Source organism: Nocardia sp. CC213A (assembly GCF_030766805.1).
In the GTDB taxonomy this organism is placed as follows: domain Bacteria; phylum Actinomycetota; class Actinomycetes; order Mycobacteriales; family Mycobacteriaceae; genus Nocardia; species Nocardia otitidiscaviarum.
In genome coordinates this window covers 227,473-247,053 of record NZ_JASFXA010000008.1, presented here as the reverse complement: position 1 = coordinate 247,053, position 19,581 = coordinate 227,473, and the positions used below count along the sequence as shown (strand labels likewise).

At 67.1% G+C, this 19,581-nt stretch carries 19 protein-coding genes; 9 read left to right on the top strand and 10 right to left on the bottom strand.

Annotation, left to right across the window (positions count from 1 at the left end; translation table 11 throughout):
* Positions 1 to 225 precede the first annotated feature (225 nt).
* The 3 genes from QJS31_RS17315 (at position 226) to ilvC (ending at position 3,848) form a co-directional block, all read left to right on the top strand.
* Positions 226 to 2,178: an acetolactate synthase large subunit gene (locus tag QJS31_RS17315; protein ID WP_282785356.1), complete on the top strand. Its 1,953-nt coding sequence runs from the start codon at positions 226 to 228 to the stop codon at positions 2,176 to 2,178.
* Positions 2,175 to 2,681 carry an acetolactate synthase small subunit gene (gene ilvN / locus QJS31_RS17310; protein WP_029930140.1) on the top strand — a complete coding sequence of 169 codons (507 nt, stop codon included), beginning with the start codon at positions 2,175 to 2,177 and terminating at the stop codon, positions 2,679 to 2,681. The genes QJS31_RS17315 and ilvN overlap by 4 nt, the downstream gene beginning before the upstream one ends.
* 165 nt (positions 2,682 to 2,846) lie before the next feature.
* Complete coding sequence (gene ilvC, locus QJS31_RS17305) at positions 2,847 to 3,848, top strand: ketol-acid reductoisomerase (protein ID WP_029930139.1); 1,002 nt, start codon at positions 2,847 to 2,849, stop codon at positions 3,846 to 3,848.
* A gap of 66 nt (positions 3,849 to 3,914) precedes the next feature.
* Here the strand turns inward: ilvC and QJS31_RS17300 are convergent, their stop codons facing one another.
* Together QJS31_RS17300 and QJS31_RS17295 are read right to left on the bottom strand one after the other, a co-directional pair.
* The gene (locus tag QJS31_RS17300; protein ID WP_306357159.1) at positions 3,915 to 4,292 is read right to left on the bottom strand and encodes a hypothetical protein; all 378 of its coding nucleotides are present in this window, start codon (positions 4,290 to 4,292) and stop codon (positions 3,915 to 3,917) included.
* A 109-nt stretch (positions 4,293 to 4,401) separates the two neighbouring features.
* The gene (locus QJS31_RS17295; protein WP_306357158.1) at positions 4,402 to 5,172 is read right to left on the bottom strand and encodes an SDR family NAD(P)-dependent oxidoreductase; all 771 of its coding nucleotides are present in this window, start codon (positions 5,170 to 5,172) and stop codon (positions 4,402 to 4,404) included.
* A gap of 122 nt (positions 5,173 to 5,294) precedes the next feature.
* On the opposite strand from QJS31_RS17295, the gene QJS31_RS17290 reads away from it, so the two are divergent.
* Entirely contained in the window at positions 5,295 to 5,903 is a 609-nt protein-coding gene (locus tag QJS31_RS17290) for a TetR/AcrR family transcriptional regulator (RefSeq protein ID WP_282782059.1), read from the top strand.
* A 3-nt stretch (positions 5,904 to 5,906) separates the two neighbouring features.
* Here the strand turns inward: QJS31_RS17290 and QJS31_RS17285 are convergent, their stop codons facing one another.
* Positions 5,907 to 6,716 carry an SAM-dependent methyltransferase gene (locus QJS31_RS17285; RefSeq protein ID WP_306357157.1) on the bottom strand — a complete coding sequence of 270 codons (810 nt, stop codon included), beginning with the start codon at positions 6,714 to 6,716 and terminating at the stop codon, positions 5,907 to 5,909.
* Positions 6,717 to 6,811: 95 nt separating this feature from the next.
* Here QJS31_RS17285 and QJS31_RS17280 point away from each other — a divergent pair, with 95 nt between their 5' ends.
* A complete protein-coding gene (locus QJS31_RS17280; RefSeq protein WP_306357156.1) occupies positions 6,812 to 7,990 on the top strand; it encodes a cytochrome P450 in 1,179 nt (392 codons plus the stop codon).
* Positions 7,991 to 8,029: 39 nt separating this feature from the next.
* On the opposite strand, the gene QJS31_RS17275 is transcribed toward QJS31_RS17280, so the two are convergent.
* A complete protein-coding gene (locus tag QJS31_RS17275; protein ID WP_306357155.1) occupies positions 8,030 to 9,118 on the bottom strand; it encodes a Shedu immune nuclease family protein in 1,089 nt (362 codons plus the stop codon).
* A 106-nt stretch (positions 9,119 to 9,224) separates the two neighbouring features.
* Complete coding sequence (locus QJS31_RS17270) at positions 9,225 to 9,821, bottom strand: hypothetical protein (protein ID WP_306357154.1); 597 nt, start codon at positions 9,819 to 9,821, stop codon at positions 9,225 to 9,227.
* A 177-nt stretch (positions 9,822 to 9,998) separates the two neighbouring features.
* Here QJS31_RS17270 and QJS31_RS17265 point away from each other — a divergent pair, with 177 nt between their 5' ends.
* Positions 9,999 to 10,889 (top strand): helix-turn-helix transcriptional regulator, encoded by an 891-nt coding sequence (locus QJS31_RS17265; RefSeq protein ID WP_306357153.1) that lies wholly within the window; start codon positions 9,999 to 10,001, stop codon positions 10,887 to 10,889.
* Positions 10,886 to 11,095 (top strand): DUF397 domain-containing protein, encoded by a 210-nt coding sequence (locus QJS31_RS17260; protein WP_306357152.1) that lies wholly within the window; start codon positions 10,886 to 10,888, stop codon positions 11,093 to 11,095. The genes QJS31_RS17265 and QJS31_RS17260 overlap by 4 nt, the downstream gene beginning before the upstream one ends.
* Positions 11,096 to 11,192: 97 nt before the next feature.
* Here the strand turns inward: QJS31_RS17260 and QJS31_RS17255 are convergent, their stop codons facing one another.
* From QJS31_RS17255 to QJS31_RS17245, 3 genes are all read right to left on the bottom strand, one after another.
* Positions 11,193 to 12,767, bottom strand: a complete 1,575-nt coding sequence (locus QJS31_RS17255; RefSeq protein ID WP_306357151.1) for an HNH endonuclease signature motif containing protein — start codon at positions 12,765 to 12,767, stop codon at positions 11,193 to 11,195.
* Between the two features lie 131 nt (positions 12,768 to 12,898).
* The gene (locus QJS31_RS17250; protein ID WP_306357150.1) at positions 12,899 to 13,564 is read right to left on the bottom strand and encodes a class II aldolase/adducin family protein; all 666 of its coding nucleotides are present in this window, start codon (positions 13,562 to 13,564) and stop codon (positions 12,899 to 12,901) included.
* A 204-nt stretch (positions 13,565 to 13,768) separates the two neighbouring features.
* On the bottom strand, positions 13,769 to 14,830 hold the full coding sequence (locus QJS31_RS17245; protein ID WP_306357149.1) for an MBL fold metallo-hydrolase: 1,062 nt from the start codon (positions 14,828 to 14,830) through the stop codon (positions 13,769 to 13,771).
* Between the two features lie 257 nt (positions 14,831 to 15,087).
* Here QJS31_RS17245 and QJS31_RS17240 point away from each other — a divergent pair, with 257 nt between their 5' ends.
* Positions 15,088 to 15,300, top strand: a complete 213-nt coding sequence (locus tag QJS31_RS17240) for a cold-shock protein (protein ID WP_029930128.1) — start codon at positions 15,088 to 15,090, stop codon at positions 15,298 to 15,300.
* Here QJS31_RS17240 and QJS31_RS17235 read toward each other — a convergent pair.
* Positions 15,278 to 16,081, bottom strand: a complete 804-nt coding sequence (locus QJS31_RS17235) for a nucleotidyltransferase domain-containing protein (RefSeq protein ID WP_282782075.1) — start codon at positions 16,079 to 16,081, stop codon at positions 15,278 to 15,280. The two genes, QJS31_RS17240 and QJS31_RS17235, sit on opposite strands and share 23 nt — an antisense overlap.
* A gap of 441 nt (positions 16,082 to 16,522) precedes the next feature.
* On the bottom strand, positions 16,523 to 17,605 hold the full coding sequence (locus QJS31_RS17230; RefSeq protein WP_306357148.1) for an alkaline phosphatase family protein: 1,083 nt from the start codon (positions 17,603 to 17,605) through the stop codon (positions 16,523 to 16,525).
* Positions 17,606 to 17,800: 195 nt separating this feature from the next.
* On the opposite strand from QJS31_RS17230, the gene serA reads away from it, so the two are divergent.
* Positions 17,801 to 19,399, top strand: coding sequence for a phosphoglycerate dehydrogenase (serA, locus tag QJS31_RS17225; protein WP_306357147.1), 1,599 nt, complete (start codon positions 17,801 to 17,803; stop codon positions 19,397 to 19,399).
* The last annotated feature ends 182 nt before the right edge of the window (positions 19,400 to 19,581 follow it).

The window sequence follows — 19,581 nt, the reverse complement described above, 5'->3', positions numbered from 1 at the left end:
TTGGTCAGAAGTTTGACTGAACGGACCACGCGCACTTACCGTCGTGCGCGTGAAACGAATCGAGTTGCTCGTAATCGGCCGGCGCGTCCAGCGCTGAGCCGACGATGTAGCTCCCATACGTCAGCTCGCAGCTGCGACGCGCCACCCTCGAACAGCCATAGGCTGTCGGGGGCTTTTTTGTGTTCAGGCAAGTGTGGTTACGACAAGCAGTAAGGAACCAAGACGGTGAGCGCACCTACCGCCCGGCCCGGGCCCTCGGCCCGCAGGCCCGCGCCTTCGGCTAGTCAGCCGACCGCGGCTACGGCCGCACCATCGAATCGCCGCCAGGTCCCGCCAGAGCGGGTCACCGGCGCGCAGTCGGTCGTCCGATCGCTCGAGGAGCTCGGCGCGGACACGGTATTCGGTATTCCGGGCGGTGCGATCCTTCCCGTCTACGACCCGCTGTTCGACAGCACCAAAGTCCGCCACGTCCTGGTCCGGCACGAGCAGGGCGCGGGTCACGCCGCCACCGGCTACGCGCAGGCCACCGGCAAGGTCGGTGTGTGCATGGCCACATCCGGTCCGGGCGCGACCAACCTGGTCACCCCGATCGCCGACGCCCAGATGGATTCGGTGCCGCTGGTCGCCATCACCGGCCAGGTCGGCCGCGGCCTGATCGGCACCGACGCCTTCCAGGAAGCCGATATCTCCGGCATCACCATGCCGGTCACCAAGCACAACTTCCTGGTCACCGATCCCATCGACATCCCGCGCATCATCGCCGAGGCGTTCCACCTGGCCGCCAGCGGTCGCCCCGGCGCGGTGCTGGTGGACATCCCCAAGGACGTGCTGCAGGCGCAGACCACCTTCAGCTGGCCGCCGGAGATGCGCCTGCCCGGCTACCGTCCGGTCACCAAGCCGCACGGCAAGCAGGTGCGCGAGGCCGCCCGCATGATCATGGAGGCCAAGGCCCCCGTGCTCTACGTCGGCGGCGGCGTGATCAAGGCCGAGGCGTCGGCCGAGCTACTGGAACTGGCCGAACTGACCGGCATCCCGGTAGTCACCACCCTGATGGCGCGCGGCGCGTTCCCCGACTCGCACCAGCTCAACATGGGCATGCCGGGTATGCACGGCACCGTCGGCGCGGTGGCGGCGTTGCAGCGCTCCGACCTGCTCATCACCCTGGGCGCGCGCTTCGACGACCGCGTCACCGGTCAGCTGGACTCCTTCGCGCCCGGCGCCAAGGTCATCCACGCCGATATCGACCCGGCCGAGATCGGCAAGAACCGGCACGCGGACGTCCCGATCGTGGGCGACTGCCGTGAGGTCATCACCGAACTCATCGACACCCTGAAGGCCGATCCCGCCGCGAGCGCGAATCCGCTGCTGGACCTGTCGGAGTGGTGGACCTACCTGGACGGCGTGCGCAAGCAGTACCCGCTGGGCTGGACCCCGCCGAGCGACGGCTCGCTGTCGCCGGAGTACGTCATCGAGAAGCTGGGCGCGCTCGCCGGACCGGACGCCATCTACTGCGCGGGCGTGGGCCAGCACCAGATGTGGGCCGCCCAGTTCATCAAGTACGAGAAGCCGCGCACCTGGCTGAACTCCGGCGGCCTGGGCACCATGGGCTACGCCGTGCCCGCCGCCATGGGCGCGAAGATGGGCGCACCCGACCGCGAGGTGTGGGCCATCGACGGTGACGGCTGCTTCCAGATGACCAATCAGGAACTGGCCACCTGCGCCGTGGAGGGCGTGCCGATCAAGGTCGCGCTCATCAACAACGGCAACCTGGGCATGGTCCGGCAGTGGCAGACCCTGTTCTACGAACAGCGCTACTCCAACACCGATCTGGGCACCCACACCCTGCGCATCCCCGACTTCGTGAAGCTGGCGGAAGCGTTGGGCTGCTACGGCATTCGCGTGGAGCGGGAGGAGGACGTGGAGGCCGCCATCCGCGAGGCGCAGTCCATCAACGACCGCCCCGTAGTGATCGACTTCATCGTCGGCAAGGACGCCCAGGTGTGGCCGATGGTGGCCGCCGGCACGTCCAATGACGAGATCATGGCCGCCCGTGGCATCCGCCCGCTGTTCGACGACGACGAGTCCGCCGCCGAGCCCGCGGTCATCCACGAGGCCATGTCGCATGAGAAGGCCACGCTCGCGGCGCATGAGCGGGCGACGAAGGAGACCGAGCGATGACCACCACCACCCACACCCTCTCCGTGCTGGTGGAGGACAAGCCGGGCGTGCTCGCGCGCGTGGCGAGTCTGTTCTCGCGCCGCGGCTTCAATATCCAGTCGCTCGCGGTCGGCGGCACCGAGATCCCCGAGATCTCGCGCATGACGATCGTCGTGACGGTGGAGGATCTGCCGCTCGAGCAGGTCACCAAGCAGCTCAACAAGCTGGTCAATGTCATCAAGATCGTCGAGCAGGATCAGGAGAGTTCCGTCGCCCGCGAACTCATCCTGGTCAAGGTGCGCGCCGACGCCAGTGTGCGCACCCAGGTGATCGAGGCCGTGAACCTGTTCCGCGCCAAGGTGATCGACGTCTCGCCGGACGCGCTGACCATCGAGGCCACCGGTACGCGTTCCAAGCTGGACGCGCTGCTGCGCATGATGGAGCCGTACGGCATCCGCGAGATCGTGCAGTCGGGCGTGGTCGCCGTCGGACGCGGACCCAAGTCCATTACCGCGACGCGATAGATTCGTCGGGAATCCCCGCCACAGCGGGGATGAGCCGTCCATCACGGCGACGCGATGAGGCGGTCGGCGTCGCTCCCCGCGAGTGCGGGGATGAGCCAGCGCACAACGTTATCCCCGAATGAGCGGGGACGATTCATCAGAAGGGAACCAACAGTGGCAGTCGAGATGTTCTACGACGATGACGCCGACCTGTCGATCATCCAGGGCAAGAAGGTCGCGGTCATCGGCTACGGCAGCCAGGGCCACGCCCACTCGCTGAGCCTGCGCGACTCCGGCGTCGACGTCCGCGTCGGCCTCGCCGAGGGGTCGAAGTCGCGTCCGAAGGCCGAGGAGGCCGGTCTGACCGTCGGCACCCCCGCCGAGGTCGCCGCCTGGGCCGACGTCATCATGGTGCTGGCCCCCGACACCGCGCAGGCGTCGATCTTCACCAATGACATCGAGCCCAACCTGAAGGACGGCGACGCGCTGTTCTTCGGCCACGGCCTCAACATCCACTTCGGCCTGATCAAGGCTCCGGCCAACGTCACCGTCGCTATGGTCGCCCCCAAGGGCCCGGGCCACCTGGTGCGCCGCCAGTTCGTCGACGGCAAGGGCGTTCCGGCCCTGATCGCGGTCGACCAGGACCCGACCGGCCAGGGCCAGGCGCTCGCGCTGTCCTACGCCAAGGGCATCGGCGGCACCCGCGCGGGCGTCATCAAGACCACCTTCAAGGAAGAGACCGAGACCGACCTGTTCGGTGAGCAGGCCGTGCTGTGCGGTGGCACCGAGGAACTGGTCAAGACCGGTTTCGAGGTCATGGTCGAGGCCGGTTACGCGCCGGAGATGGCCTACTTCGAGGTGCTGCACGAGCTGAAACTGATCGTCGACCTCATGTACGAGGGCGGCATCGCCCGCATGAACTACTCGGTCTCCGACACCGCCGAGTTCGGTGGCTACCTGTCGGGTCCGCGGGTCATCGACGCGGGCACCAAGGAGCGCATGAAGGAGATCCTGAAGGACATTCAGGACGGCACCTTCGTCAAGCGCCTGGTCGCCAATGTCGAGGGCGGCAACAAGGAGCTCGAGGGTCTGCGCAAGCAGAACGCCGAGCACCCGATCGAGGTCACCGGCGCCAAGCTGCGCGGCCTGATGAGCTGGGTCGACCGGCCGATCACCGAGACCGCGTAAGGTCTTTCGCCGACACGGAAAAGGCCCGGCTCCCGCTCGCGGGTGCCGGGCCTTTTCCGTACCTTCCTAGCTGCTTCCGAACGCGCCACGAGGGAATGCGTGCCGGAACGGATTGCGGAAGGGGTCGTGACCGCGGTTCCAGTCGCCGTGATCGCAGTCGCGGTCCCAGCGGTCGTGATCGTGCCAGCGGTCGTGATCGTGCCAGCGGTCATGGTCGTGCCAGCGGCCGTGATCGTGTGGATTCCGGTTCTCCCACGGGTACCGGGGATCCCACGGATTACGGTCCTGCCAGTGCGGGCGGGAGACCTCGGTGACCTCGGGCTCGAGCGTGACCTCGGCCGCGGCCGGAACAGCAAGCGCGGTAAGGGGAATCGCGGTGATCGCACCGGCCACGGCCAGGCGGGCCAGCTTTCGTCGGGCGGAAGTGGATGACGTCGACCTCATGGTCAGACACTGTGCCGCACTTCGGCCCGAAACGGTATGGGGCTACCCCCATTTCGGAGAAGATCAGGGGCGGACTACATCTCAGGTATGACCCGCCCCCGAGGGCCACTCAGTAGTGGGTGCCGCCGTCGATGCGGATCTCGGTGCCGGTGATGAACGCGCCGTCGTCGGAGGCCAGCATGGCGACCACGCCCGCGACGGTGTCGGGGGAGGCGAAGCCCTGGCCGATGCCGGGGATGAGCTTCATGAACAGGCTCAGGTCGGCGTCCTCGGGCAGGCCCGGTCCGCGGCCGTCGGTCATATCGCTGGAGATGGAGCCCGGTGCGACGGCCACCACGCGCAGCCCCTGCTTGCTGTACTCGGCGGCCAGCGCGTGGGTCATGGACATGATGCCGCCCTTGGACGCCGCGTACGCCGACATGTAGGGGTGTGCGAAGAACGTCGAGGTGGACGCGAAGTTCACGATCACCTTGTGATCGGAGGCCAGCAGCGTCGGCAGTGCCTCGCGGATCATGAGGAAGGTGCCGGTGAGGTTGGTGGTGATGATCCGGTTCCAGTCGGCGAGGGGCATCTCGTGGGTGTGCGCCGAGCGCAGGATGCCCGCGGCATTGACGAGAACGTCCAGCCCGCCCAGGGTGTCGACGGCCTTGGCGACGCCCGCGCGCACCGATTCCTCATCGCCGATATCGACGGTGACGGTGGCGAGCCGGTCCGCGTGCCCGTGGTCGGCGGCCTGCTTGGCGGTCTCGGCGAGTCCGGCCTCGCTGATATCGGCGGCCACGACGTGCCCGCCCTCGCGCAGAATGCGGTGCACGGTGGCCCGGCCGATGCCGGAACCCGCGCCGGTGATCAGGACACGGCGGTCGGTGAAACGCTCCATTGCGGCAACTCCTCTATGTTTCTTCGACCCCACCCGCTTGACACGGTACGCCGTACTGGCACAACGTGCCACTATGGCATCCGGTGATTAGGATGGACCTATTCGACCTGGAAGGACGCCCCGTGGCAGCACCCGACCGCCTGACCCTGGCCGAGCGCCGCAAGCAGGAAACCCGCCTGGAGATCGCCCGCACCGCGGCGCGGCTGTTCGCCGAACGCGGGACCGCGGAGGTCACCGCCGAGGAGATCGCCGCCGCCGCCGGGGTCGCCCTGCGGACCTTCTACCGCTACGCACGCACCAAAGAGGACGCCGTGGAACCCATGCTGGCCACCGGCGCGCAACGCTGGCTGGCCATCATCGCCTCCGGTCCGCGGCGACTACCCAAGCTGAACGAATTGCAGGCGGCGGCCGTGCGGTCCATGGCGCTCGAGGACGACGCGGATCTCGAACTCACCCGCGGCCTGCTGCGCGCCATGGACAACGATGCGGCACTGCGCGGCATCTGGCATCGCATCAATATGGAGAGCGAACGCGACCTGACCCGGGTGCTGACCGAGCTGGCGGGCCCCGACGTCGATCCGCTGCGGGTGCGCCTGCTCGCCGCCGCCGCGGCCGGGGCCATGCGCATCGCGCTGGAGGAATGGGCGCTCGACACCTCGCCGCAGGGCCGCGGCGCGAATCCGGCCTCCCTCGCCGTGCGCTGCATGCGGGCACTGGCGGGCGGCATCTGACACTCAGCCGATATGGGCGACCCCACCCAGCATGGACACGGCTTCGGCGCGCGGATGCGGCCGCCACTCCTCCGGACGCCAATTGGTCACCGAGGTGATGCCGGGGGCCACCAATTCCAGACCCGTGAAGAAGCGCGAGATCTCCTCGCGCGAGCGTAGGTAGAACGGCACCCGGCTGCGCTTGTTGGCCTCGAGGGTCGCGGGCCGATCCTCCGGAGCCAGGTAGTCGCCGGTGGCGTGGGAGATCACCAGGTAACTGCCGGGGGCGAGCGCCTCGCGCAGCTCCCGCACCAGGTTGTGGGGCTTTTCCTCATCGCCGATGAAATGCAGGATGGCGACCAGGATGAGCGCCACCGGCTGGCTCAGATCGATGGTGTCGAGCAGATCCGGGTGGGTGAGAATGCGCTGCGGCTCCCGGACGTCGGCCTCCAGGTAGGCGGTCTTGCCCTCGGGGGAGCTGTTGAGCAGTTCGTTGGCGTGCACCAGCACGATCGGGTCGTTGTCCACGTACACGATGCGCGATTCGGGCACGACGGTCTGCGCGATCTCGTGCACATTGCCCGCGGTGGGCAGGCCCGTGCCGATGTCCAGGAACTGTCGGATGCCCCGTTCGGCGAGGTGACCGACGGCGCGGCGCAGGAATTTCCGGTTCTCCAGCGCCGAGATCTGTACCGTCGGGAATGCCTCGGCCACCATCTCGGCGGACTCCCGATCGGCGGGATAATTGGCCGATCCGCCCAGCCAGTAGTCGTACCGGCGGGCCGGATGCGGCTTCGTCACGTCGATCCGGTCCGCTGCCGAGTCCGAGTTCATTACGCCCCCAATGCATCTCGACTAGTGTTCAGTTTCGTCGGCTCAATACGAACCGCTGGCGATCCTAGCGACGCTACGCCCCGGAAGGTCTACTCGTGCAGTTGCAGTACAGCCCCTACGATTTCGCGGTCCACAGTGATCCTTACCCGTACTATGCCGCCTTGCGCGAGCAGGCCCCCGCCTACCGCAACGAGGTGGACGATTTCTGGGCGCTGTCCCGGCACGCCGACGTGCTCGCCGCCCTGCGCGACTCCGACCGTTTCTCCAGCGTGAACGGTATTCGCATGGAGCCGGCCTTCTGGGGACCGCAGGCCGAACGGTTCTTCTCCTTCGTGGCCATGGACCCGCCCAAGCACACCCGGCTGCGCGGGTTGGTCACCAGCGCTTTCACTCAGCGGCGCGTGCAGGGGCTGGAGCCCCGGCTGCGGGAGATCACCCGCTCCCTGCTGACCCCGTTGGTGGAGGGCGGCTCCTTCGACCTCATGGCCGATTTCGCCGGGCCCTACCCGACCGAGGTGATCTCCGAACTCGTCGGCGTGCCGCAGTCCGACCGCGATATGGTGCGCAAGCTCGGTATGGAGATCATGTACACCGAGGAGGAGTCCACCGATCTGCGCCCCGAGGCCATGCAGGCCATCGGCGCGCTGGTCGCGTACTACACCGACCTCACCATCGAACGGGCCCGCCACCGCACCGACGACCTGCTCTCCGGCCTGCTGGACGCCGCCGACGGCGACGACCGGCTCACTCCGGAGGAGATCGTCGGCGTCCTGATCCTGTTGATCGGCGCGGGCATCGAGACCACCATGCTGACCCTCGGTAATATCTGGCACGCCGGCTGGCTGCACCCCGACCAGCGCCGCACCGCCCTGGCCGGCGGCATCGACGCCTGGATCGCCGAATCCATGCGCTGGGATCCGGCCACCCAGGTCCACCTACGCACCACCACGACCCCCGTGGACCTACACGGCGTGACCATCCCCGCCGACGCCCGCATCCTGCTCCTCACCGGCTCCGCCAACCGCGACCCGGCGGTCTTCCCCGCCGCGGACCACTTCGACCTGGGCCGTGACACCAGCGCCTCACTGGTCTTCGGCAGCGGCCGCCACCACTGCCTGGGCTCCAATCTCGCGGTCCTCGAACTGCGCACCGCACTCCAGGAATTCGCCGCCGCGATCACCGATTACGACATCGACGCCGAGAAGACGCGGCGGATCCACTCGTCGAACAACCGCGGCTTCGCGTCGCTGCCCACGGTCGTCACCCGCCGCTGAGTGGTACCTCGGATCCTGCCGTTCGAGAGCGCGGCAGGATCACGACCGCGCGGGGTGCGATTCCACGTCTGCCGATTCGACCATCCACTCCGCGCGGGCAAGGAGTTCGTCGAACGTCAGAATCTCCGGTTGCACGAGTTCCCGACGAAACAGTTCGAACGAGCGGATCTTGTCTTGGTGGTATCCGCCGCCTTCGCCACGCAGACTCTCCAGGCTGCCGATGATCAGATACGACCGTGGCCGCAGAAGATAGGTGAACTCTCCGGGAATGTCGCTGCCGTCGGCCGCGGTCGCCTGAATCCGTTCGCCGATATGGGTCACGGCGCGATGAACGGTGCCCTGCGCTTGGACCACGCCGCCCGACAATTCGAATGACGGTGCCCAGCAGCCCGAGCGGTACGACTCCCGCACAGGCTCGAGCAGCTCCTTCCGGTGCGTCTTGATCTCGGCGAAGACCATCGAGGGGATTCGGCTCACTGTGCGAAGCAACGCATCGGTGCGTTTACCGACCGTCGCGACCGAGTGACCGACGACAACCTGCTCCAACTTGGCGCTGTCCCAGGACGTCAGAAGTTGGCCGGACAACGAGACGCCGAAAATCCAGGGGTTCCTTTCGAACAGGTCCTGCCAGACCGCTTCACCACCTCGATTCGGAAACCTGGCCTTCTCGGAATCGAAGTACTCGTCATCCTCCAAGAGGCGTCGAAACCGCGCGACCTGCTCCCGGCGATGTGCCATGGCGATGACGTCGCTCGCAGCCCTGTCGTCACTGATGAACTGCCGGAAGATCGCAGGGTTCCGGTTGTAGACGGCCGCGAGAAGGGCGATGTCGACCGTGACCGCTCCGTCCTGGGGCGCGACATCCATATCGACCTTCGTTCCCAGCACGTCGTCCCCGAACGAGTCGTGCAGGATCTTGACGAGCTGGGCCGCGGTTTCGGTATCCAGCTGTAGCGACTGGCTGCTCTTGGGATGCGATTCCCGATCCTTGGAACCGAGCGTCGTCAGGTGCAGGATCTTCGCGCCATCGGTATCGGAGATCACCTGGTGCTCGCAGATCACCCCCTTGTCGACGCTATGTGTTGTAATCCGCTGCGTGTTGGGCTGGAATCCGAGAATGCGCGCCACCTCCTGATTCTCCGGAGGAGACCATGTGATCGTCAACGAATCGGTGGCGGGCCGGTCGTCGGACCGCGCGCAGTCGCGCGATACCTTCCCCTGGACCGAGCCAGCCTCATACGCGGCCGATATATCGTTCACCAGGTACGTTGGCGTAGATGTGAAGCAAAGCCGCGCGTGCTGCCGGAGAGGCGAGAGCGAGGTTGGCATCCCGTGTTCGCATCCATTCCGCCCATGTCCATCCGGCACCGGCATCGACGGGGAACAGCGTTGCAGGCACCTCCATGCCATCTACGAAGATGCTGACGTCGGTGGGACCGTCAGGATCGCGGACGACCACGGCCTCGACCCGAGTGCCCGTACTGGATCCATCGGACATGGATGGTCGTCCGCGATGTCGGCGGGATCGACTCGCGGGCAGACTGTTTCGATCGATAATGTCCTCGACGAGTTGCCCTGCCGAATCGGAATCGGCAGGTTCGATACCGTCGAAGATCGCATCGAGGATGTCCGCGCGATCGAGGGTCGTGGGATGGGAATGGGTGGCGCGGGCGCTGACGATGACCGCGTGCAGGATCGTGGCGTATATCCGCATGCGGGAAACGGTCAGCTGCCAGCCGCAGCGTTCGCGTTCTCGTAGTTTGGCCTCGACGGTATCCAGGACATCCTGGATGACCTGGAGTTCGAGCTGGTCGCGCTCGTCGGGGGACATAGCTACCGACCTCCCTGTCGTTGCGGTGGGACCCAGCACACCATCTCTGGCCAGCGGCTGCCACCGAAAGTGAAGCTTCAGATTGTTTCGCTTCAAAACGCCAGAGCGGGCTTCGAATCTGCGGTACAGATGGCTTCAGATACCGGCGTCGTCAGCTTCACTTCTGGAGAGCACCACATGAGCGACACAGCCAGCCAGTCCTCAACTCTGCCCCGCCGCCAGCTCGGCCGATTCCTACGAGAGGCCCGCGAAGCGCTCGGGCTGACGCAGAAAGTTGCCGCCGAAATGGTTGAGCTGAGCGAACCCGGGCTGCAGCGCATCGAGGCGGGGCGGGTGAAGAAGGTTCGCATCCGAGATGTGCGGGCCCTCTGCGAGATCTACGAAATCAGTCCCGAGAACACGCAGCGGGCGGTGGAACTGGCCGAGCAGGCGAAGGTGACAAGCTGGTACCACGCATTCGGCGGTCTGTTCAGCGACAGCTTCAATATGTATGTCGGCCTGGAAACTTCAGCGCGACAGCTGGTCACCTACCACGAACACGTCCCGGGGCTATTGCAGACCGCGGACTACGCGCGATCGCTCATCGGGGCCTTCTTCCGGGATGACAGCCGCGAGGACATCGAGCGGCGCGTCGAGCTACGGATGAAGCGACAAGCCATCGTCACCCGAAAATCCCGGCCGCTGAAACTCGATGTGCTCCTGCACGAGTCGGCCCTCTATCGCGTGATCGGTGACCGACGGATCATGGCGGCGCAGCTGCGGCATCTCGCGGAGATCAGCAAGCTGACCAACGTCACGGTACGGATTCACCCATTCTCCGCCGGGTGCACCTGGGGTTTGCTGCACGGTCCGTTCGTCATTCTCGACTTCGGCGTCGATGCTCGAGGTAAGCCGATAGAACCACCGGTGGTGTATCACGAGATCCAGATGAGCAGCGACGTCTACTTGGAAAAGCCCGCCGACGTACGGCGCTACCATGAACTGGCTGTGGCCCTACGGGCCTCTGCTCTCGACGAGGACACCACGCGAGACCTGCTCCGGCGGGCAACAAGGAGTTACGAGCGGTGAACACTGACCTACCAGGTGCGCGTTGGTTCAAGAGCAGTCACAGCGAGAGCAGCGGAGCCTGCGTGGAGGTCGCGTGGCTCGCGGATGGCATGATCGGCATCCGCGACTCCAAGAACGCGACCGGCCCGGCTCTGGTCTTCCCTGCCGACGAATGGGCTGCCTTCACTACGGGGATCACTGTCGGCGAGTACGACCTTCCCTCTTGACGATGGCATCTACGAAGGATTGGTAACTGAGGGGTTAACCTCGCCATCGCAGTTCGGGCGAGGAGCGTCGTCTCGCACGAGTGGGGCTGTGAGCGCGTCAGAAGGGGGGAGGGTCCGTATCCCCACTGCTGCGGCCGATGCCGCATGAGACCGTTGCTACGCGGACAGGCAGGCTGGCGTCGCGGACACGCCTGCTGCGACGGCTAGGTGGGATGTAGACATGCAGCAGTTCGGTCAGTGCGTTGACCACTGGACCGGGGTCCAATAGCGGTGGACCAGGTTGTGGTTCAATCGGTTTCACCCGTGTCGCGGGCACCGGAGTGTGGGGGAACAGGAACTTCGCGCCCTCGGGGCGGGTGGTGATCACACCGCCGGTGGGGGTGCGCCATTCGATGCGCCGGTCCCGGTGGTGGGTGACGGTCCAGCCGTTCATGCCATGGTCGGCCAATGTCTTCAAGCGGTGGTGGCGGCGGCAGCGGCAGCCGAGATTCTGCTCCGTGGTGCGGCCACCGGAGGTGGGGGAGCGGTGGTCGAAGGGGAGTTGATGATCGAGATCGGTGACTGCGGCTGGTGTTTGGCAGCCGGGAGCGCGGCAGATCCCGTCCAGTGCTCGTACCCGTGCCGCGAGGCGCTCGCTCGGCCGGTACCGCAACTCTCGCGGGTTTGCCGAGTGCGGTGGGGAGCAGTTGGTGTCGGTGTTCTCGGACGTCGTCCTGAACGGTCCGACCGATCGTGGCGGTGTGTCGAATTCGCCTTCGGGGTCGGTGTTTTCGGTGATGACCCGGAAGCGGGCGTGGCGGGCGATCTGCCGGGCGAGGTCGGCGTCGATCGCGCCGAACCCGGCCAGCAGCCCGGGGTTGTCCTGCGCGGCGAGCAGCGTGGCCGCGCTGACACCGACCTGCACCAGCGCGCGCCGCGCGTTCGGAACGGGAGCGTTCGGGTCGCGGCGGGGGCAGTCGGGCAGGTCGCAGCGGCAGGTGAGTTGTCCGCTGCCGTCGGCGAGCGCGACCAGTGCGTCGGCGCGGCGCTGGTTCATGGTGCGCGGGTCCGCCGCGCAGCACTGGGTGATCGCCATCTCCCGCAGTCGTTCGAACAGGCTCCAGCCTCCGGCAGCGGGGAGGACGCCGTCGAGTAGCGCGGTGCCGTCGTCGGCGGCGCGCACCGCGACGTACCGTTCCCGCTCGGCCTCCTGGCGGCGGCGGGTCTGTCCGGCCGGGTCGATCTCGAGCAGCTTCTTGCGGATCGTTTGCCGCAAGCGGGCGGGGTCGCAGCGTTCGGCCCGTGCGACGACCAGATCTTCCAGTTCGGTCACCGTTTCGTCCGGTGCGTTGACCAGCGTGTCGTGAATGGCGCGTGCCCGTGCCAGGTCGATGCGGCCCTCCGCGAAGGCGCGCCGGGTGCGTGGCAGCCGCGCCAATCCCATACCGAGGGCGATCAAACCGTCGGCGGTGCGTTGCGAGACCCGTACCGCCACACCGATTTCGGTCGCCGCCGATTCCCCCGCGTACCGTGCCGCCACCCCGGCCTCGAGCTGCTGCGCGCGGCGCAGCCGATACAGCCGCGTCATCAGAGCGACTTCCTCGGCTTGGGCGGCGGCGATCTGCGTATGGACCGCCTGCAGCCGCTCCACCAACTCGAAGCTGGTGAGCTCGACCTCGGCGGTATCGCTCATGTGTTCGAATCTACCCGGCTGCATTGCGACACGAAACCCCAGTTCACGCGACATGCCGTAGCAATCGAGCGAAGATCTGTACGACGCACTCCTGATGTTCTGGCGAAGGCATATCGGCCAGTACGGAATGGCTATGTGCGTTCTTCGATGACTTTCGGAGTCCCGTATCCCGTGCGCCGGATCACGTCCGCGACAGCCGTCTGTTCTTCGACGGTGAGGGCGCGTGGCATGCCGATCATCGCGGCGTCCACGTAAAGCGTGCAGGCCCACTCCAAGAGGAGGGCGTACTCGACAGCCTGATCCAGCGTCGGTGCGTGGGTGACCGCACCGTGATTGGCGAGCAGAGCCGCGAATCTGCCGGGGAGGGCTGCGCGGACGGCGTCGGCGAGTTCGGGAGTGCCGAACGGGTGGAAGGGGACTACCGGGGTGGGGCCGCCCAGCGGCAGTTGCTGGTAGTGGAGGACGGGGAGTTCGGGGAGGACCAGGCCGACGGCGGTGGATTTGGGGGCGTGGGTGTGGACGATCGCGCCGGCGTCGAAGTCGCGGTAGATGCCCAGGTGGAGGTGGAGTTCGGAGGTGGGGGCGAAGGCTCCGGAGACCACGGTGCCGTGCGGGTCGACGATGGTGATCTGGTCGGGGGTGATGTCGGCGAGGACGGTGCCGGTGGCGGTGATGGCGATGAGGTCGTCGACACGCATGCTCACATTGCCCGCGGTGCCGATCAGGAGTCCGGCTTCGGCGAGGCGGCGAGCGGCCGCGGCGACCTGGGTGCGGGCGTCGTGAGCGGGGGAGGACATGGCGTCAACGTACTGGGGAAGTGACCTTTTCGATGGTTCGGGGCGGTGTGGCCGACACGGAAATCAATCGCGCGGTAGGCCCACGGCGAATCCCAGTCCGATGATGATGACGGCGACGATGGAAATGGCGACGATACTCCACATAGCCGTGCAGGCTACGTGCTCGGCGGTCGGTATGTGACCGAATTGCTGTGCGGGGATGGATTATTTGAATGTCATTCGCGCGCAGGAAACATAGTCGTCGGGGTCGACCAGCATGCGGACTTCGGGGCGGGTGGCCTCCGGCAGTTTCGCCAGTTCCGCGTGCAGCGGAGTACGGAACGCCTCGCCGCGCGCGGTGATGAGCGGAAGCCAGTTGTCGTGGTGGTTCGGTACGAAGATCGTGGGGCGCAACGCCTCCACGTAGCTGCGGGGATCGCGCAGGCCGTTGGTGAACTGGTTGAAGCCCTGGATCGCGCCGATGTGCACGTCCGAGGCGGGCAGAGCGCGCAGGATCTCGAGCACCTCGGGCGCGCGGTCCAGCAGCGGGCCGGACGAATCGTGCCAGGTGAGCGTGAAATCGGCGGTGCGGAACTGGTACAGCAGGGTGCCGCCCTCCGGTGCGGAGAGATGGCGGACCAGGTGGGTGGCATCGGCCAGGGTCGGGCGGTGGGTGCGGATATCGCCGAGGCACGGGGCGGGGGAGACGCGGGCCGAGGAGGTCGGGCCACGGCGGGTGGGCGCGGAGTGCAGGTGGCGCACGGCGGTCACCTCCAATCCGGGCAGCAGCGGGAAATCGTAGCGGTCACCCGGCCCGGAGTCGGCGGAACCCAATTCCACACAGGCGAATTCGGCCTTGAACGCGACCTGCTTGCGAATGGCCGCGCAGTGTTCGGCCGTGCCGTACACCGTCGCACCGCTGGCCTGCGCGATCGGCCCGGCGTCGGCCGCGTGATCGAAATGCCCGTGGCCGATGAAGATGGCCTCGGGGCGCAGCGCCGCCAGCTGGGCCGGGGTGGTGGGAACGTAATGCGAGGTCAGTCCGCGCGGCACCCAGGCGTCGAGCAGGAAGACGGTGCCGCCCATGGCGATCGCGAATCCCGCGCAGCCGAACCAGGCCGCCAGCACCCGATCCGGGCTCACCTCGCCGGTGACGGGATCGACCGCCTCGCCGAAGAAATGCCGTCGCGCGGCAACGGTCTCGGCCGGAGTCGGGATGGGCAGGCTGGAATCGGTCAGCCCGGCGAATCGTCCCGCCAGCCTGTTCAGCAGTCGTTCTTTGCTCACCAACGGAAACTCCTTCCTGGCAGTCGCGACCCGTCTCTCGGTGTGCGCCGTTCGACGCACGGGGCCGGCGGTCACAGGCCCGGACAGGGTCGCGTCGGCCCCACCATTGTCGCCGCCGCGGTCGGTCGTGTCAGCGGGTCTTCTCGAAGTGGCACCCGGCTCGCCGGTTGTTCGCCGCGAGGTCGCATGCCACGCTTAGGCGGGCGCGGTCGGGGCCGTGCCCTTCGAATCCCTGCGATGGTCGAGAAAGAACGGGAATGGCTCGCGGCACGGTGAAGTGGTTCGACAGCTTGAAGGGTTTCGGTTTCATCACCCCCGACGACAGCGGTCCGGACGTCTACGTCGAGTACACCGCCATCGCCGGGGAGGGTTTCCGCTGGCTGGAGGAGGGCCAGCGGGTCGAGTTCGAATGGCGACGCGCCAAACCCGGCCCGGAGGCCACCCACGTCAGCGCAGCGCCTGACGCCTGAAGAACTCGGCGGTCAGAGCGTGCGCCCGGCTCCGGTCGTGGCCGCGCTCGCGGGTGAACGCGTCCGCCGCCCGGTCGAATTCGGCCGTGATGAAATCGCTGATGGGGGTCGGCACCGCTCCTGCTCCCATTTCTCGCGTCCGTGACTTCAACTCGGTCAATTCCTGTACCGCACCGGTGAGATCGGTGGGCAGTTCGCATTGTTCGAGCAATGTCGGCAAGTGCATGGGCGCGACCGCCGAATTCGGATGTTCGTGCAGCCATCGCAATGCCATCGCGGGGCGCAGCGAATAGAACACCTTCTTCAGCGAGCGATTCGAATCGAATAGCCGCCACTGCCGCCTACCCAGGTGCAGATAATGCATGGCGATCCGGTTCCGATCCGCCACCGCATGCGCCAATTCGCGGAGTTCGTCCCGGAATTCGGCATCGCCGCGATACACGATCGGCGACATCAGCCATTCGACGAGCACCGCATTGCCCGCCACCAGCAGGCGCAGCGCCTTGGCCAGCTCCCAGCCGTTCACGTCGAGCAGGCCGACCAGCGGCGTCTCGATGACATCGCGGCCGCGCCACGGCGTCAGGTAGTCGTCCAGATGCGCGACGTAGACGAACCGGCAGTCGTAGTCGGAGTCGGGCGACGGGAAACCCCATGCCCGGCTGCCGCTTTCGATGGCCAGGCGCACGCCGACCCGGTGGTCGCGCTCGATCCGGTCCAGTTCGCCGTCGATCGTGGCGACCACCGCGGGGTCCATGGAGGCGGGGATCGCGCGCAGGGTCATGGCCGGTGAGGCTAGTCCCGGGCGGTCGCGCGGTGCCACTGGTTTTCGGGGCTTGAAGACTTGTGTCGACTGTGTGTGATAGTTCCGTGATATGAATGACCGATAGGGACCATATGACTGCGCCCACACATTGTTACTTTTTGTTGCGCACATCACATAGTCGTAAACCTTGGTAACGGGTTCGAAAATCCGCCCGATATGCTCGGCGTCAGAAGTTCAATTGGGAATTCGCAAGGAGAGGTATCCCATGATCCCCGTTATTATCGACACCGGTTCCGCTGCCCTGAACGGTCTGCTCGCCACCGGCAGCGCCGCGCTGCACGGCATCCTGGACACCCTGTGGACCGGCTCGTTCGGCGGCTGAATCTGACGTCGAATTAGTCGACTTCGAAAGCCGACCTCGGGATCCGCAGCCCCGAGGTCGGCTTTTCGCGTTTCCGGCTATTTATCGAACGATCCACTCGCGGAGCCGCTGGCCGAGCCGCTGCCCAGGATGCAGAGTGGATTGTTCACCATCGCGGCCTGCGCCGAGCCGGAGGACGAGCCGGTGATTCCGGAGTCGACCGGCGGCGTATCGGGCACCGGGGCGGACGGGTCGCCCGATCCGCCCGACAGCATGGACGCGCCGTCCAGGTTCCCGGGCGCGGGGATGTCGAGCAGGTCCAGCACGGTCGGCGTGATGTCGGCCAGCGTGTAGCCGTTGTACTCGGCGCCGGCCGCGAAGCCCGCGCCGCGCGCGATGACGAAACTGGCCGTCTCGTACGCACTCTGCCCGCCGTGCCCGCCGTCCGGTGTGTGGCCGTGGTCGGTGGTGACCAGAATCGTCCACCGTTCGTCGGGATGCGCCGCGGCGCGGGCGTCCACCGCCGCCGTGATCTTGCCGACCAGGGTGTCCGCCCGGCCGATGGCGTCGCGGTACGCCTGCGGCCAGATGCCGCGCAGCGTATGGCCCACGATGTCCACCTGATCCAGGTGGGTGAACACCAGATCCGTGCCGTCCTCGACGGCGGAGACCACGTCCGCGGTCGCGTTCGCGTCGGCCGTCGTCTCGCAGATGCCCGCACCGGTCGGATCCATCTGCGTGACCTTCACCCGGTCGGCACTCGGGTCGCCGGTGCGCGCGATCATGCCGATCGTGTCCCAGGTTCCGATGGATGCCGTGGACAGGTGCGGCCGGGTCCGCTCCACCTGGGTGAACACCGTCGGGTACGACGCGAAAGGTGTTGGGTTGCAGGTGGACCCGTTGTCCTGGATGCCGTGTTTGGTATCCCACACGCCGGTCAGCGCGGTCGCCCAGGACACGCACGACATGGTGGTGTGCGGGGCGATGGAGGTGCGGGCGAGGGTGCCCTCGGCGGCCAGGCGGCCCAGATTCGGGGCGTTCGCGGCGCGCACCTCACTCCACAGCGTGCCGTCGATGCCGATGACGACGACCTTGTTCGCGGTCGGGGCGGCCGTGGCCGGAACCGCCGCGGCGAGGGGGAGGGCGGCCAGTGCGGCCGCCGCCAGCAATCTGCGAGACATGCGCGGCACCGTAGCCGCGTAGAGCGTCCGCCGCGCATTGAATCTGGACAATCGACCTAGAAAGTCCCGCTCAGTGGGAAGTCCCCGCTCGCCGTAGTGAAGGCACCCGCCTACCAGGCGGTAAGGCCACCCGAAATCGCGCCCATTAAGCTGGGCCGCGAAAATGCCGACCCCATTCCTCCAGGAGTACCCCCAGTGAGCCAAGCAGGCCGTCCTGTAGTTCTGATCGCCGACAAGCTCGCCCAGTCGACCGTCGACGCGCTCGGTGACGGCGTCGAGGTTCGCTGGGTCGACGGACCCAACCGGGCCGAGCTGCTCGCCGCCGTGCCCGAGGCCGACGCGCTGCTGGTGCGCTCCGCCACCACCGTCGACGCCGAGGTGCTCGAGGCCGGCAAGAAGCTGCAGATCGTCGCCCGCGCGGGCGTGGGCCTCGACAATGTCGACGTCCCGGCCGCCACCGAGCGCGGTGTCATGGTGGTCAACGCGCCGACCTCCAATATCCACACCGCCGCCGAGCACGCGGTCACCCTGCTGCTGGCCGCCGCCCGCCAGATCCCGGCCGCCGACGCCACCCTGCGTGAGCACACCTGGCAGCGCAGCAAGTTCAACGGTGTCGAGATTCTCGGCAAGACCGTCGGCGTCATCGGCCTGGGTCGGATCGGGCAGCTGTTCGCGCAGCGCCTCGCGGCCTTCGAGACCAAGATCATCGCGTACGACCCCTACACCTCCCCGGCCCGGGCCGCGCAGCTCGGCATCGAACTGGTGAGCCTGGACGAGGTGCTCGAGCGCGCCGACTTCATCTCCATCCACCTGCCCAAGACGCCCGAGACCAAGGGCATGCTCAATGCCGAGACGATCGCCAAGACCAAGAAGGGCGTCATCATCGTCAACGCCGCTCGCGGCGGTCTGATCGACGAGCAGGCCCTGGCCGACGCCATCACCTCCGGCCACGTGCGCGCCGCCGGTATCGACGTGTTCGAGACCGAGCCGTGCACCGACAGCCCGCTGTTCAACCTGCCGCAGGTCGTCGTGACCCCGCACCTGGGCGCTTCCACCGCCGAGGCGCAGGACCGCGCCGGCACCGATGTCGCCAAGTCCGTGCAGCTCGCCCTCGCCGGTGAGTTCGTGCCCGGCGCGGTCAATGTCACCGGCGGCTCGGTCACCGACGACGTCGCCCCGTGGCTGGAGATCGTGCGCAAGCAGGGCGCGCTGCTCGGTGCGCTCGCCGATGAGCTTCCGGTCAGCCTGGAGGTTCAGGTGCGCGGCGAGCTGGCCGCCAACGACGTTGCGGTGCTGGAGCTCTCGGCCCTGCGCGGGGTGTTCTCGGCGCTCATCGAAGACGCGGTCACCTTCGTCAACGCGCCGTCGCTGGCCAAGGACCGCGGCCTGGAGGCCTCGGTCACCACCCACACCGAGAGCCCGACCCACCGCAGCCTGGTCGATCTGCGCGCCGTCTTCGGCGACGGTCGCACCCTGAATGTGGCGGGCACGCTGACCGAGCCGCAGCAGGTGCAGAAGATCGTCAATATCAACGGCCGCAACTACGACATGCGCGCCGAGGGCCTCAACCTGGCCGTCCTCAACTACGAGGACCGTCCGGGCCAGCTGGGCCGCCTGGCCGGCAAGCTGGGCGAGGCCGGGATCGACATCCTCGCCGCGCAGCTCACCCAGGACCTCGACAAGGAGGGCGCGACCGTCGTGCTGCGCGTCAACCAGGAGGTTCCGGCCGAGGTGCAGGCGTCCATCGCCGAAGCCGTCGGCGCGGCCAAGGTCGCGCAGGTCGACCTGAGCTGAGTTCCCGGGCGGCCGAGACGCCCGAAAGTCCTTGCCGCCGAGCCCCCTTCCGCGAGTCTGGAGGGGGCTCGGCGCGTTCCGGGTGCAGTCGGGGTCTCGAAATCTCATAGATTGGGAAGTTGCCTACCTCACCTGCTGCGGCCTCATCCCATTGATTGAGATGCGGTTGCCCTGGTGCGGGT

Coding starts and splice junctions, on each gene's coding strand:
- ilvN (WP_029930140.1), top strand. CDS start 2,175: ATGACCACCACCACCCACACCCTCTCCGTGCTGGTGGAGGACAAGCCG.
- ilvC (WP_029930139.1), top strand. CDS start 2,847: ATGTTCTACGACGATGACGCCGACCTGTCGATCATCCAGGGCAAGAAG.
- QJS31_RS17300 (WP_306357159.1), bottom strand. CDS start 4,292: ATGAGGTCGACGTCATCCACTTCCGCCCGACGAAAGCTGGCCCGCCTG.
- QJS31_RS17295 (WP_306357158.1), bottom strand. CDS start 5,172: ATGGAGCGTTTCACCGACCGCCGTGTCCTGATCACCGGCGCGGGTTCC.
- QJS31_RS17285 (WP_306357157.1), bottom strand. CDS start 6,716: ATGAACTCGGACTCGGCAGCGGACCGGATCGACGTGACGAAGCCGCAT.
- QJS31_RS17270 (WP_306357154.1), bottom strand. CDS start 9,821: ATGTCCCCCGACGAGCGCGACCAGCTCGAACTCCAGGTCATCCAGGAT.
- QJS31_RS17265 (WP_306357153.1), top strand. CDS start 9,999: ATGAGCGACACAGCCAGCCAGTCCTCAACTCTGCCCCGCCGCCAGCTC.
- QJS31_RS17255 (WP_306357151.1), bottom strand. CDS start 12,767: ATGAGCGATACCGCCGAGGTCGAGCTCACCAGCTTCGAGTTGGTGGAG.
- QJS31_RS17250 (WP_306357150.1), bottom strand. CDS start 13,564: ATGTCCTCCCCCGCTCACGACGCCCGCACCCAGGTCGCCGCGGCCGCT.
- QJS31_RS17240 (WP_029930128.1), top strand. CDS start 15,088: ATGGCTCGCGGCACGGTGAAGTGGTTCGACAGCTTGAAGGGTTTCGGT.
- QJS31_RS17235 (WP_282782075.1), bottom strand. CDS start 16,081: ATGACCCTGCGCGCGATCCCCGCCTCCATGGACCCCGCGGTGGTCGCC.
- QJS31_RS17230 (WP_306357148.1), bottom strand. CDS start 17,605: ATGTCTCGCAGATTGCTGGCGGCGGCCGCACTGGCCGCCCTCCCCCTC.